Source organism: Mesorhizobium sp. LMG17149 (assembly GCF_024518695.1).
Classification (GTDB): domain Bacteria; phylum Pseudomonadota; class Alphaproteobacteria; order Rhizobiales; family Rhizobiaceae; genus Mesorhizobium.
In genome coordinates this window covers 450,906-464,633 of sequence record NZ_JANIFL010000001.1, presented here as the reverse complement: position 1 = coordinate 464,633, position 13,728 = coordinate 450,906, and the positions used below count along the sequence as shown (strand labels likewise).

The window sequence follows — 13,728 nt, the reverse complement described above, 5'->3', positions numbered from 1 at the left end:
GCACAAGCCGGCCAGCTTCAGCCGACCGAAACCGGCAGCTTCGCCGCTGAACTCTCGAAGGCCGCGTCGATCAGCTTTTGCATGTCCGCGGCACGCCGGAACGACGGATCGCCATTCCGGCCTGTATCCAGCGCATCGGCAAAGCGTCGCGCATTGCGCTTGACACTGGGCAGCGCCAAGATCTGCCAGCGCTGAAGATCGACATCGCCGCCGAGACAGGCCGACAGGTTCGATGCCTTGCCGTCGGTTTCGACCCTGATGGCGCCCTTGGTGCCGTGCAGGGCCAGCGACAGATCGTTGGCGTGGCCGGTCATGTAGCGGCTCGCCACGATCGTAGCGAGCGCACCGGAACTGAGCCGCGCCGTCATTGCCACGCTGTCATTGGCGTCCAGCACATAGTCGCCGATGCGCTCGCCCTCGGCCTTCGGAAACGTCACCAGATCGGCATGCAGGCTGACGATATCCTGGCCGGCGCCATAGGTGGCGAAGTCCAGGATATGGATGCCGACATCGCCCAGCACACCGGTCGAACCGTGCCGGCTCGACAAGCGCCAGAGCCATTTGTCCTCGACCCGCCAGTCGCCCCACGACTGGCTGACCAGCCAGCTTTGCCGGTAGCTTGCCTCGACATGGCGCAACACGCCGATCTCGCCGGCCAGCACCATGCGCCGCGCTTCATGGATCGCCGGTGAGTTGCGATAGGTCAGGTTGACCATGTTGACCACCCCTGCAGCCTCGGCCGCTTCGGTCATATCAAGCGCGTCGGCGTGGTTCGGCGCCAGCGGCTTTTCGCAAAACACATGCTTTCCCTGGGCAAGCAGCGCCAGCGTCGTTGCCATATGCGCACCATCCGGCGTCGCGTTGATGGCGGCATCGAACTGACCCCAGGCGATCGCCGCCTCCAGGCTCTCGAAAGATTCGCCGATCTTGCTGACGGCGGCAAACGCCGCCGCGCGGCCAGGCACCTGATCGACGCAAGCGACGATGCTGCAGCCGGGAATCCCGGCAAACTCATCGACATGATGTCCGGCGATGCCGCCGGTGCCGAGCAGAAGAATTCGATGCATCAGTTCAGGCCCCCAGCCACCTCACACCCCAATCAGCTCAGGCCCGAATCAACTCAGGCCCTTGTCGCCGTCGGCATGCAGGCGCAGCCCCTTCTGCACGATCTTCTCCTTGGCCGCATCCGTCGGCACGTTCGGCGCATTGGTGATGCCGGACCATGCCGGCGCCGGGTTGTGCGCCCAGTGCACGGCGTTGCGCAGCACCTGCTGCACGCCCTCATTGTGATAGATCGGATAGGTCTCGTGGCCGGGCGAGAAGTAGAAGATCCGTCCCGCGCCGCGCTGGTAGGTCAGCCCGGACCGGAACACCTCGCCACCCTCGTACCAGGAGACGAACACCGTCTCCAGCGGCTCCGGCACGGCGAAGGGCTCGCCATACATTTCGGTCTCGCCGATCTCCAGGCACTCGCCGATGCCTTGCGCGATCGGGTGGCCGCGGTTGATCGCCCAGACGCGCTCGCGCTCGCCCGCCTCGCGCCATTTCAGCGAACAGGGCGTGCCCATCAGCCGCTTGAATATCTTCGAGTAGTGGCCGGAATGAAGCACGATCAGGCCCATCCCTTCCCACACCCGCTTCTGCACCCGCTCGACGATCTCGTCCTTGACCTCGCCATGCGCCGCGTGGCCCCACCACAAAAGCACGTCGGTGGCCGCCAGGCGCTTTTCGCTCAGGCCGTGCTCGGGCTCCTGCAAGGTGGCGGTGGTCGCCTCGATGCCCTTGTCCTGGTTGAGGGCGGCGGCAATGGTGCCATGCATCCCCAAGGGATAGAGGTCGCGCACGGCGGCGTTGGTCTGCTCATGGACATTCTCGCCCCAAACGATCGCTTTTGTCGGCATTTTCATCTCCCAAAGCGCTTTAAATAGCATGTCAAAAGGGATTGAGAAGGTCCCGATGCCGCCTGGCCCGATGGAATACTACGTCTTGCGCTTCTTGCGCCCCGGCACGGTCTTGGCCTTGCCCGGTTTCGCCGGTGCGCCGGGGATGGCGGTTCCGGTAATGGATATCGGATCGCTGGCCGGGAACGTGTCTTCGAGGCCTTCCTCGAGTTCCTCTTCGGCGCTCGGGGCTTCATGCCGCTCATGTTCGAGCGAGCGGACGGCCGATGTCTTTATGACCGGCGACTTCGGTGCGGAATTCGACGGCATCGGCATTCTCCCTCGGCGTGCGGATGCAGAACGAGCGTGCCCTGCAAAACGTTCCGAGTTCAGACCGCCGCGTCGCGCGATCCCTCGGACAGGAAAGTAAAGACATAGTCCGAGAAGGAACGCCAGCATTCGACCCGGAAGGCGTCGTTACCCGTGCGCAGCAGCACGATCTCGGTCTTGCCCAGGATGGTGCGCGACGCTGCGCCCACCGGGAAGGCGTCGAGCGACAGGTCCTGCGGGCAGCCAGCATTGATCGTCGCCGCTGCCCCAGTGCCCGTCACCGATATCGCGATGTTGCGATGCGAGACGCCGACCGCCGAATGCAGCGCCGATACTTTGGCGCAATCGGCGAGCGGATCGTTGCCGGCCTCATCGATCACAAGCCATTCGTCGGGACCGAGCCACAAGACGGTGCGCCCGCCCTTCGCGGCAGAGGTTTTCGGCTTGTTCGGCAAGGTCACGCCGAGCGCCTTCGAAAGCGCTGCGGCCGAAGCCTCCGGCGCACGCAGTGAAACGCGCTCGGCCGACGGCAGCACCTCGACCTTGACGGCGGCGGCAGTGGTGCTGCGCCCAGCCAGCGCCGGACGGCGTTCGACCGAAGGCGATGCGGCCGGAGCCGTCTTCCTTGCAGCGGCCTTAGCCATTGAGGCGCCCTCCCGTCTCGTCGAAGAATACCATGCCGGTAACCTCCACTTCGATCACCCCATTCGGCATCGGCACATAGAGGGTCTCGCCCATCCGGTCGCGGCCGCCGGCGACCAGCGCCAATGCGATCGAGCGGCCGCAATTTTCCGACCAATAGCTCGAGCTGACATGGCCGATCATCTTCATCGGGATCGCCTGCTTCGGATCCTCGACGACCTGCGCGCCTTCTTCCAGCACCACTTTGGGGTCCCTGGTCTTGAGGCCGACCAGCTGCTTGCGGCCCTTGGCGACCAGATCCGGCCGCGTCAGGCCGCGGATGCCGACGAAATCGGTCTTCTTCTTGCCGACCGCCCAGTCGAGCCCGGCGTCGTTCGGCGTTACCGTGCCATCCGTGTCCTGGCCGACGATGATGTAGCCTTTTTCGGCGCGCAGCACGTGCATCGCCTCGGTGCCGTAGGCGGCCGCACCATGCTTCTGGCCCTCGGCCCACAGGGCTTCCCAGACCGCCTGGCCATAGTCGGCCGGCACATTGACCTCGAAGCCGCGCTCGCCGGTGAACGACATGCGAAACAACCGCGTCGGCACGCCGCAGATCTTGCCTTCACGCACCGACATATGCGGCAGCGCCTCGTCGGACATGTCGATGCCTTCGACCAGTGGCGCGATGATGTCGCGCGACTTGGGCCCCTGCACGGCGATAACAGCCCACTGCTCGGTGATCGAGGTCAGCCAGACATTGAGATGCGGGAACTCGGTCTGGAGATAATCCTCCATGTGGTTCATGACGCGCGGCGCGCCGCCGGTCGTCGTCGTCACGTGGAAACGGTCGGGGGCCAGCCTGCCGACGACGCCGTCATCATAGATGAAGCCGTCCTCGCGCAGCATGATGCCGTAGCGGCAGCGGCCGGGTTCCAGCTTCTCCCATGGGTTGGTGTAGAGCAGTTCCATGAACTTGGCCGCATCCGGCCCAACCACCTCGATCTTGCCCAGCGTAGAGGCATCGAATAGGCCCGCCGTCTTGCGCACCGCGACGCATTCGCGGTCGACCGCGGCATGCATGTCCTCGCCCGCCTTGGGGAAATACCAGGCGCGCTTCCACTGGCCGACATCCTCGAACACGGCACCTTGCGCCTCGGCCCAGGGATGGATCGCGGTTCTGCGCGTCGGGTCGAACAGCGGACCGCGCGCATGGCTGACGATCGCGCCGAAGGTGACCGGCGTATAGGGCGCACGGAACGTGGTCAGGCCGACCTCCGGGATCGGCTTTCCCAGCGTCTCGGCGGCAATCGCCAGGCCGTGCATGTTGGAGGTCTTGCCCTGGTCGGTCGCCATGCCGTTGGTGGTGAAGCGCTTGACGTGCTCGATCGAGCGCATGCCTTCGTGCACCGCCTGGCGGATATCCTTGGCGGTGACGTCGTTCTGGAAATCGACAAACGCCTTCACAGTCGTGTCCGGCCCGGCGCCGGGCGCCGCGCCCAACATACCGCGCGACCAGCTCTCCGACGCATCGACCTTCGGCTTACTGCTCTTGGCGGCTTTGGCGCCGGCATCTTTCGCCGCCTTGGCGCCCGCCGCATAGGCCTCGTCCACCGTCGCCGACAGCCCGTCGGTGCCGTTGCAGGCGCCCACCGAGACGCAGTCCTGCGCATAGGTGCCCGGCACGAAGCGCTTGGTCTCGTCGTTGAAGGCGACCTTTCCGCGCGACTGCGAGAACAGATGCACCGACGGCGTCCAGCCGGCCGACATCAGGATCGCATCGACCGCGATGGTGCGTTCGCCGCCGCCATTCTTCGGCTGCACGGTCATCGACGACACCCTGAGCTTACCGCCAGCGCGGATCACCGCGCGGCCGAAATTGATCTCGATGCCGAGCGCCCTCGCCTCGTCGATCACCGGTCCGGTCGGATTTTCGCGCAGATCGACGATCGCCGCCACGTTGACGCCGGCCTTCTTCAGGTCGATCGCCGCCGCGTAAGCAGAATCATTGGCGGTGTAGACGCCGACATTCCTGCCGACCGCGACGCCATAGTGGTTGAGATAGGTGCGCGCGGCACCCGCCAGCATGATGCCCGGCCGGTCATTGTCGGCAAACACCATGTGGCGCTCGATCGCGCCCGAGGCCAGCACCACGCGCTTGGCCCGGACCTGCCACAGCCGCTCGCGCGCCAGATCGTGGCCGGGGGTCCTCAGATGCTCGCTGACACGCTCGACCAGCCCCACAAAATTCTGCGCATAGTAGCCGAACGCCGTCGTTCGCGACAGCACGCGGACATTGTCCATTGCGGCGAGCTTCGCCACGGCAGCTTGCGCCCAGGCAAAACCGTCCTGGCCGTCGATTTTCGCGCCGCTCTCGAAACGCAGGCTGCCGCCGAACTCGGCCTGCTCGTCGGCGAGGATGACGCGCACGCCGGTCTCGGCCGACGCAAGCGCTGCCGCGATGCCTGCCGCACCGCCGCCCAGCACCAGCACGTCGCAATGCGCATAGCGCGATGAATAATGGTCGGGATCCGGCTGGTCCGGGGAAACGCCAAGACCGGCCGCGGCGCGTATCTTTGGCTCGTAGAGCCTCTTCCACGCCGCTTTCGGCCACATGAAGGTCTTGTAGTAGAAGCCGGCCGAAAGCAGCGGTGAGGCGATATCGCTGACCGCACCGAGGTCGAAGGACAGTGACGGCCAGCGGTTCTGCGACTGCGCATCAAGCCCGTCATAGAGCTCCTGCACGGTCGCCCGCACGTTCGGCGTCTTGCGTGCCGCGTCGCGCCTGATTTCGACCAGGGCGTTCGGCTCCTCGGCGCCCGCCGACAGGATGCCGCGCGGACGGTGGTACTTGAACGAACGGCCGACGAGATGGACGCCATTGGCGAGCAGCGCCGAGGCCAGCGTGTCGCCCTCGATGCCGGCATAGGACCGGCCATCGAAGCTGAACCGCGCGGTCTTGGCTTGGCTGAAGCGGCCAGCGCCGGGAATGCGGAACGCGCCGCTCATTTGGCAACTCCCGGGAGCTTCGACGGCTTCGGCTCGCCGGCCTTGTAGGTCATGACGAATTTGTCGGTGACGGTGTCGCGTACGGCATTGAAGAAGCGCGCACAGCCATGCATGTGCCGCCAGCGCTCATAAATGATGCCCTTGGGGTTGGAGCGGATGAAGAAGAACTTTTCAAAATCGTCGTCGCTCTCGCCGGCCATATTGGCCGAGCGCGCGATGTGCGCCTCGCCGGCGTTGCGGAACTCGAGTTCCGGACGCTCTTCCTCGCAATAGGGGCAGCGGATGAGAAGCATTTGGTTCGTTCCTACAATTCGCCGTGGCCGACGCGGGCGCCCGCCGGTTGATCGCAAAGCTTCTGTCCCAGGGTCGCGAACGGTGCGACGAGCCGGATGCGCTCTTCCACGCTTGCAGCGGGACGAAACAGATCGCGGGACGCCATGTTGCCGAGGGTGAGCTGCATCGGATCGGTTGTGACGATGACTTGACGCGGCTGGAATGTCTCGTCTTCTTCGAGCCCTTCGGGTCGTCCCTCGAAGAACATCACCACCCTCTGGCCGCCGCTCCAGACGCAGGCCAACGTGCCGTCATCGACCGAAAACGGCCAGCCGGCTTCGTTGCCGGCACGGCTGATCGGCTGCGTGCGCACTTCATCCGGCGAGGGAAAATGGAACATGCCCCGTTCTCCCGCCAGCACTTGCTCCCCCGCCAGCATCAGCGGCATCGCGACAGCCATCTCAGCCATCATCAGTGCGCCACCGCCGCCGCCGCCGCCTCGTCGATGAGCCGTCCGGTGCGGAAGCGTTCGATGGTGAAGGGCGCGTTGATCGGATGCGGATCGTCTTTGGCGATGGTGTGGGCAAAGACATGGCCCGAACCCGGCGTTGCCTTGAAGCCGCCCGTGCCCCAACCGCAATTGACATAGAGGCCCGGCACCGGCATCTTGGCCAGGATCGGCGAGCGGTCGGGCGTGACGTCGACAATGCCGCCCCACGAGCGCAGCATCTTCATGCGCGTGAAGATCGGGAACATCTCGCAGATGGCGTCGAGCGTATGTTGCAATATGTGCAAGCCGCCGGTCTGCGAATAGGAGACATACTGGTCGGTGCCGGCGCCGATCACCAGCTCGCCCTTGTCGGACTGCGAGATATAGGCGTGCACCGTGTTCGACATCACCACGCAGGGAACCACCGGCTTGACCGGTTCCGACACCAGCGCCTGCAGCGGATAACTTTCCAGCGGCATGCGCACGCCTGCCATGTTCATGATGACGGAGGAATGGCCGGCGGCAACGACGCCGACCTTCTTGGCGCCGATGAAGCCGCGCGTCGTGTCGACGCCCATCACCGCGCCATTGGCCGCCCGCTTGACCCCGGTGACCTCGCAATTCTGGATGATGTGGACGCCGCGCGCCGAGGCGCCGCGCGCATAGCCCCAGGCAACGGCATCATGACGGGCCGTGCCGCCGCGCCGCTGCAGCGACGCACCGACCACCGGATAGCGCGCATCCTTGGAGGTGTTGAGCGGTGGGCAGAATTCCTTCGCCTGCTCCGGCGTCAGCCATTCATTGTCGATGCCGTTCAGCCGGTTGGCGTGCACGTGGCGCTTCAGCACCTGGACGTCGTGCACATTGTGGGCGAGCATCATGACGCCGCGCGCCGAATACATGACGTTGTAGTTGAGTTCCTGGCTCAAGCCATCCCACAGCTTCAGCGCATGGTCGTAGATGCCGGCGCTCTCGTCATAGAGATAGTTGGAACGGATGATGGTGGTGTTGCGGCCGGTGTTGCCGCCGCCGAGCCAGCCCTTTTCCAGCACCGCGACATTGGTGATGCCGTGCACGGTGGCGAGGTAATAGGCGGTGGCCAGGCCATGGCCGCCGGCGCCGACGATGATGACGTCGTATTCTTTCCTGGGCTCAGGCGAGGACCACTGTTCCTCCCAGCCCTTGTGACCGCGCATGGCTTCACGGGCGATGGCGAATACCGAATATTTCTTCAACGTCCCAACCTCGCCCCAAAAAGGCTTCGCGAATGGCGGCCGGCGTTCATTCGGTCCCGGCGCGCGAGGTGTATCACTAGCGAAACAGCGCTTCCACCCTTGCGCTGTTTGCGACGGCGCTTGCCGTTTTGCGCCGTGGCGGAAAAGACGCATCCGGCGCGTCGGCGCTTTCCAGCATCTTGGCACGTATCGGGTGGCTCGCCTTGCCTCGATCTGCGACCAAGCATCCCAACTGCCGGTCAGGCCGGCGCGAAGAAAGGATGCAAAAATGTTCGCACTCGCCAACAAGATCGCCATCGTCACCGGCGCCAGCTCCGGCATCGGCCGGGCCTCGGCAAAACTCTTTGCCGAGGAAGGCGCCAAGGTCATCGTCGCCGCCCGCCGTCAGGCCGAGCTCGATACGCTCGTCGCCGAGATAGAAGACAATGATGGCGCGGCCATCGCGCTTGCCGGCGATGTCAGGGACGAAGCCTATGCAAAGGCCCTTGTCGATCTGGCGGTCGAAAAGTTCGGTGGGCTCGACATCGCCTTCAACAATGCCGGCGCCGTCGGCCGGATGGGACCGATTTCGGACCTGCCGCTGGAAGGCTGGCGCGAGACGCTCGACACCAATCTCACCAGCGCGTTTCTCGGCGCCAAATACCAGGTGCCGGCAATGATCGAGCGTGGCGGTGGTTCGCTGATCTTCACTTCCACCTTCGTCGGCCACACAGTCGGCATGCCGGGCATGACAAGCTATGCCGCGAGCAAGGCCGGCCTGATCGGACTGACACAGGTGCTTGCCGCCGAATACGGCCCGAAAGGCGTGCGGGTCAACGCGCTGCTGCCCGGCGGCACAGACACGCCGGCGGCAACCTTCAAGACCCCGGAATCAAGAGCCTTCGTCGAAGGCCTGCATGCTTTGAAGCGTATCGCGATGCCGGAGGAGATTGCCCGTTCCGCGCTCTATCTCGCCTCCGACGCCTCGAGCTTCACCACCGGAGCGGCTCTGTTTGCCGATGGCGGCGTGTCGATCAATCGGACGTGAAGATTCCAGCGGCGGGATGCATGTTCATAGCCGCCAGGCAAACGCCCGCTCTTGATTTTTCGCCGCGATTTGGCGATTCCGTTCCTGTCTAAAAGCGGGTCTGGAACCATGATGCTGATCAGAACCTATGTGACTGCGAGCGCGATCGAAGGCGTCGGCGTGTTCGCCGCGGAGCCGATCGGGAAAGGCGCTTCGATCTGGCGGCTCGATCCGGATTTCGACCGGCTGATCCCCATGGACAAATACGAGACGGCACCCCCGCATCTCAGGGAACTGCTCGACCGCTATGCCTATCCGAGCCCGGACCGGCCGGGTTTCATGGTTTATGAAGTCGACAATGGCCGCTTCATGAACCATTCCAGCAATCCGAATACGGATTTTTCGCAATATGGCGGAGCCACCGCGACCCGCGACATCGCCGTGGGCGAGGAGATCACCTGCGACTACGGCGAGTTCTTCGAGGATTTCGAGCTGCTGCACCTCGCGACGGCCTAGTCGGCTCCTTATCTCATGGGCAAGTGGCACACTTGTCCCAGGGCAAACAGACGGCGGCTGGCCCCGCAAATTCATTTCCACTGTGGACAGCGCGGCATGATTCTGCTATCAGCCGCCCCAATTCGTGGTGTAAACCGCCGCGGAGGCTAGCGGCTATGGCCGCTTGCCTGTTGATATCAAACCCGAAAGACAGGATTGCCCGTGCAGGTACTCGTCCGCGACAATAACGTTGATCAGGCGCTTCGCGCTCTCAAGAAGAAGATGCAGCGCGAAGGCATTTTCCGCGAAATGAAGATGCGCGGTCACTACGAGAAGCCGTCCGAGAAGCGCGCCCGTGAGAAGGCTGAAGCCGTCCGCCGCGCCCGCAAGCTGGCCCGCAAGCGCGCCCAGCGCGAAGGCCTGCTGCCGATGACGCCGCGCCCGGTCGCTGCTGGCGCCGCCGGCGGTGCAGGTGGCGCTCCGCGTCCGCCGCGGTTCTAACGCCAATTTTTCGTCCTTTTCGAAGGATATCAGAGGTGGCGCGATGTAGAATCGCCGCCACCTTTTTGTTTTGATGTGACCGGTCCGGAGGGGGAGCCGGACCTGAACGACGCGGCTTGAAGTGAGGACAGGGCAGACATGAACGCAACAAGCGTGGAGCGCGGGACCGCATTGCGTGGTTTCGCCCTGACAGCGGCCCTGCTCTCCGGACTGGCGCTTGCCGGCTGCCAAACGGCGGGCCCGACCGGTGAATTCAACAACATCGACAAGGCGCAAGGGTCGAGCGAGAACATTTCCTCGCTGTCGGCGGTCATCCAGCGCAATCCCCAGGATCCCGAAGGCTACAATGTGCGCGGCTCGGCCTATGGCCGTGGCGGTCAGTACCAGGCGGCGCTCAAGGATTTCAATCAAGCCATCCAGCTCAACCCGAATTTCTTCCAGGCCTATTCGAACCGCGCGCTCATCCAGCGCTTCCTCGGCAATCAGGAAGCCGCGCTCGCGGACTACAACCGTTCGATCCAGATCAACGGCAACTACGACGCCGCCTATATCGGCCGCGGCAATCTCTACCGCAAGGCGGGTCGCACCCAGGACGCCTTCAACGACTTCCAGAAGGCAATCCAGCTCGATACGACCGACGCCCGCGCCTACCACAATCGAGGCCTGATCTATCAGAGCCAGGGCCAGCACAAATTCGCCATCGAGGACTTCTCGACCGCCATCTCGCTGGCGCCGGACGCCGCCGAGCCCTACAACGGCCGCGGCCTCTCCTATCTGGCGACCAACGACGAGGACAACGCCTTTTCCGATTTCAACATGGCGATCAAGCTCGACGGCAGGAATGCCGAGGCCTGGTCCAACCAGGCGCTGATCTATGAGCGGCGCGGCGACAAGGCGAAGGCCGCGAAATCCTATAAGGAAGCCGTTCGCCTCGACCCTACCTACCAGCCGGCCAAGGATGGCCTCGCCCGCGTCAGCTGATCTCGGTTTCGGCTTCCCATACAAATCCGCGTGACATCCAAGTGCCGCGGAATCCTTTGCGTGTCCTAAAGGACGCACTTCGCAACCGGGCATTAACCCCGGCAGGAGGCTTTCGGCCCCTGCCTTGATCGCGCCAAGTTTTCAGCGGAACGGTCTACCCACCCAAGCCGTTGTTGAAAGTATTTTGCGAAAGGACCCTCCCATGATCAAGAAACTCGCCTGCGCCGCTGCCCTCGCCACGACGATGTTCGCGGTGGCTCCGGCCAGCGCCGGCAAGCTGCAACTCGGCACGCTCGATTGCACCATCGACGGCGGCACCGCTTATATCGTCGCTTCCAACAAGGGCGTGTCCTGTGTCTTCCGGCCTCATCATCACGGGCCGTCCGAGATTTACACAGGCGTCATCTCCAAGATCGGCCTCGATGTCGGCCAGACGCATCAGGGCCAGCTCGTCTGGGCCGTGCTGGCCGCGACCCGGGATCGTGACGGAGGCGATCTCGCCGGCAGCTACTACGGTGTCAACGCCGAGGCGAGCGTGGTGACCGGCGGCGGCGCCAATCTGCTGGTTGGCGGCCTGGACAGCGCCGTCATGCTGGAGCCGCTCAGCGTCCAGGCGCAGACCGGCGTCAACCTTGCCGTGGCTGTGACCTCGCTCCAGCTGATCCACTCATTCAAGTGATTGCATGGAGCCGTGCGCTCCATGACCCCTCACCCCGCGGCGCGGAACCAGATAGGATGGTTTCGCGCCGTTTGATTTGGGGGGGGAAACCATCATGCTGAAGACAGCCATAGCTGCCGCCATGTTCACCACGCTATCCGGAGCGGTGCAGGCGCAGGACCGAGGCATGGAAGTCGGTACGCTTGACTGCGCCATCGGCGGCGGCACCGGCTTCATCTTCGGCTCGAGCAAGGATCTGAGCTGCACCTTCAACCCCGCCGACAAAAGCTTCGCGCCGGAAGCCTATTTCGGCGCCGTCAACAAATACGGCCTCGACATCGGCACGACGAAGCAGACGGTCATGCAGTGGATCGTGCTGACGCCGCTGAAGAACATCTATGCGCCGGGTGCGCTGGCCGGCGACTACATCGGCGCCAGCGCAGAGGTGACGGCCGCCGTCGGCGCCGGCGCCAATCTGCTGGTCGGCGGCTCCTCTCAGGCCTTCACCTTGCAGCCGCTCAGCTTGCAGACGCAGACCGGCATGAACCTCGCGATCGGCGTCAGCCAATTCCAGCTGCGCAGCACCGAGAATTGATCGCGCAACGAAGCCCGCCAACGGAAGGGGCATCCGCGCGAACGGCCCTCAAAAAACCGCTTGAGCTCAACCCCGGTTGAGGTTTTACAAGCCTGCCTCGAGCGCAACAACGCCTCGATCCAGCGCTGTCGATTCGCATGGTCCTGCCGGAAACCCGTACTGGCTTCTGGCGTCCTGCGCTGGCGTCGAGATATGCAAGACGGGGGTGGAAATGACCGGGATCAGCACAAACAGGGTCGACTGGCGCGTATTGTGGGCAAGCGGCGACCTGGCGCGCTTCTGCTTCATCAGCCTCGGCATCCTGCTGCACGCCACCAACGAAACGATGGTGGCAACGGTGATGCCGGCCATGGTCGGCGAACTGGCGGGCGTACAGCTCGTCGGCTGGTCGCTGGCGATCTACGAACTCGGCGCCATCGTTGCCGGCGCGGCCGCCGGACGACTGGTGAGTTATGTCCCCTTGCGCACCAACATGGTGGTCGCCGCGCTGCTCTACGCAACAGGCGCGCTGATATGCGCCACCTCGCCTTCCATGCAACTGTTCCTCGCCGGCCGCCTGATCGAAGGACTTGGCGGCGGTGCGCTGGTGTCGCTGGCCTTCGTCTCGGTCGAACGACTGTTCTCGCGCGCCATCTGGCCGCAGCTTTTCGGCATCATGTCGGCGATCTGGGGCGTCGCCGCCTTCAGCGGACCATTGCTCGGCGCGATCATGACCGAGCTGTTGTCATGGCGCTGGGCCTTCGGCATCTTCACACTCGGCGGCGCCGCCATGGCGCTGGCAAGCTTCCTCGTGCTCGACACGCCGCAGGCGACGAAACCCAAGACGAGCACGGGTAAGGCGCCGCCCTTCCCGTTCGCGGCCCTTGGCTGCCTTGCCGTCGCCGTGGTGTTGATCGCCTCGGCCGGCGTCGACATCGCCTTGCTGCGCTCTTCGCTGCTGATGGCCTTCGGCCTCATCGGCCTGGTGCTGTTCTTCACCATCGACGCGCTGAAGCCGCGTTCGCGGCTGTTCCCGGCGCGGCTGTTCTCATGGCGCACGCCGGTCGGCGCCGGCATGACCATGGTTGCCGCCTTTTCGGTGGCGACCTGTTCCTTCGGCGTCTACGGACCGCTGTTGCTGACCAGCCTTCACGACATTCCGCTATTGACGACCGGCTACATCATCGCCGCCGAATCGATAGCCTGGTCGATCCTCTCGATCCTGGTCGCCAACGCGCCGCCGCAGCGCGAGCGGCTGATCATCGTCGGCGGCGCGGTGATGATCGCGGCCGGCATCGCCGGCTTTGCGTATGCGATACCCCTGGGCTCCATCCCGCTGATCCTGATGTGTGCCCTGTTGCAGGGCGGCGGCTTCGGCATCGCCTGGCCGTTCCTGACGCGCGTCATCGTCGCCTCCGCCCCGGAGGGTGAGCAGACCATCGCCTCGGCGGCGGTGCCGACCATGCAGCGCATCGGCTATGCCGTGGGCGCCGCCCTTGCCGGCATCGTCGCCAACGCCAGCGGCTTTTCGCAAGGTCTGAACCACGACGCCGCGGCGAATGTCGCGTCGTGGTTGTTCCTTGCCTTCGTGCCGCTCGGCATTGTCGGCTGCCTCGCGGCTTTGCGGGTATCCAGACCGCTTGGTCAGCCGCAGGAAGCTATCGGCTAAACTTCA

The 13,728-nt window shown here is 64.4% G+C and carries 15 protein-coding genes; 7 read left to right on the top strand and 8 right to left on the bottom strand.

Annotated elements, in window-relative coordinates; translation table 11 throughout:
• Positions 1-17 precede the first annotated feature (17 nt).
• The 8 genes from NP945_RS02220 to NP945_RS02185 all read right to left on the bottom strand — a co-directional run bounded on the left by NP945_RS02220 (position 18) and on the right by NP945_RS02185 (position 7,838).
• Entirely contained in the window at positions 18-1,067 is a 1,050-nt protein-coding gene (locus tag NP945_RS02220; RefSeq protein ID WP_256745455.1) for a Gfo/Idh/MocA family protein, read from the bottom strand.
• A 48-nt stretch (positions 1,068-1,115) separates the two neighbouring features.
• Positions 1,116-1,901, bottom strand: coding sequence for a ThuA domain-containing protein (locus NP945_RS02215; RefSeq protein ID WP_136616658.1), 786 nt, complete (start codon positions 1,899-1,901; stop codon positions 1,116-1,118).
• A gap of 78 nt (positions 1,902-1,979) precedes the next feature.
• Positions 1,980-2,210 carry a hypothetical protein gene (locus NP945_RS02210; RefSeq protein WP_127398121.1) on the bottom strand — a complete coding sequence of 77 codons (231 nt, stop codon included), beginning with the start codon at positions 2,208-2,210 and terminating at the stop codon, positions 1,980-1,982.
• Positions 2,211-2,269: 59 nt separating this feature from the next.
• Complete coding sequence (locus NP945_RS02205; RefSeq protein ID WP_256745454.1) at positions 2,270-2,854, bottom strand: sarcosine oxidase subunit gamma; 585 nt, start codon at positions 2,852-2,854, stop codon at positions 2,270-2,272.
• Complete coding sequence (locus NP945_RS02200; protein ID WP_256745453.1) at positions 2,847-5,840, bottom strand: sarcosine oxidase subunit alpha; 2,994 nt, start codon at positions 5,838-5,840, stop codon at positions 2,847-2,849. The genes NP945_RS02205 and NP945_RS02200 overlap by 8 nt, the downstream gene beginning before the upstream one ends.
• On the bottom strand, positions 5,837-6,133 hold the full coding sequence (locus NP945_RS02195) for a sarcosine oxidase subunit delta (protein WP_023770558.1): 297 nt from the start codon (positions 6,131-6,133) through the stop codon (positions 5,837-5,839). The genes NP945_RS02200 and NP945_RS02195 overlap by 4 nt, the downstream gene beginning before the upstream one ends.
• A gap of 11 nt (positions 6,134-6,144) precedes the next feature.
• Positions 6,145-6,585, bottom strand: coding sequence for a hypothetical protein (locus tag NP945_RS02190; protein ID WP_127270055.1), 441 nt, complete (start codon positions 6,583-6,585; stop codon positions 6,145-6,147).
• Positions 6,585-7,838, bottom strand: a complete 1,254-nt coding sequence (locus tag NP945_RS02185) for a sarcosine oxidase subunit beta (protein ID WP_256745452.1) — start codon at positions 7,836-7,838, stop codon at positions 6,585-6,587. The genes NP945_RS02190 and NP945_RS02185 overlap by 1 nt, the downstream gene beginning before the upstream one ends.
• Positions 7,839-8,106: 268 nt before the next feature.
• On the opposite strand from NP945_RS02185, the gene NP945_RS02180 reads away from it, so the two are divergent.
• The 7 genes from NP945_RS02180 to NP945_RS02150 all read left to right on the top strand — a co-directional run bounded on the left by NP945_RS02180 (position 8,107) and on the right by NP945_RS02150 (position 13,722).
• Positions 8,107-8,865, top strand: coding sequence for an SDR family oxidoreductase (locus tag NP945_RS02180; RefSeq protein WP_256745451.1), 759 nt, complete (start codon positions 8,107-8,109; stop codon positions 8,863-8,865).
• A gap of 108 nt (positions 8,866-8,973) precedes the next feature.
• Entirely contained in the window at positions 8,974-9,360 is a 387-nt protein-coding gene (locus NP945_RS02175) for an SET domain-containing protein (RefSeq protein ID WP_127395264.1), read from the top strand.
• Positions 9,361-9,561: 201 nt separating this feature from the next.
• Positions 9,562-9,840 (top strand): 30S ribosomal protein S21, encoded by a 279-nt coding sequence (rpsU, locus tag NP945_RS02170; RefSeq protein ID WP_023810129.1) that lies wholly within the window; start codon positions 9,562-9,564, stop codon positions 9,838-9,840.
• Positions 9,841-9,978: 138 nt separating this feature from the next.
• On the top strand, positions 9,979-10,821 hold the full coding sequence (locus NP945_RS02165; protein WP_127267752.1) for a tetratricopeptide repeat protein: 843 nt from the start codon (positions 9,979-9,981) through the stop codon (positions 10,819-10,821).
• A 202-nt stretch (positions 10,822-11,023) separates the two neighbouring features.
• A complete protein-coding gene (locus tag NP945_RS02160) occupies positions 11,024-11,500 on the top strand; it encodes a DUF992 domain-containing protein (protein ID WP_127290636.1) in 477 nt (158 codons plus the stop codon).
• Between the two features lie 94 nt (positions 11,501-11,594).
• On the top strand, positions 11,595-12,074 hold the full coding sequence (locus NP945_RS02155; RefSeq protein ID WP_023810132.1) for a DUF992 domain-containing protein: 480 nt from the start codon (positions 11,595-11,597) through the stop codon (positions 12,072-12,074).
• 211 nt (positions 12,075-12,285) lie between these two features.
• On the top strand, positions 12,286-13,722 hold the full coding sequence (locus NP945_RS02150; protein ID WP_256745450.1) for an MFS transporter: 1,437 nt from the start codon (positions 12,286-12,288) through the stop codon (positions 13,720-13,722).
• Positions 13,723-13,728 lie beyond the last annotated feature (6 nt).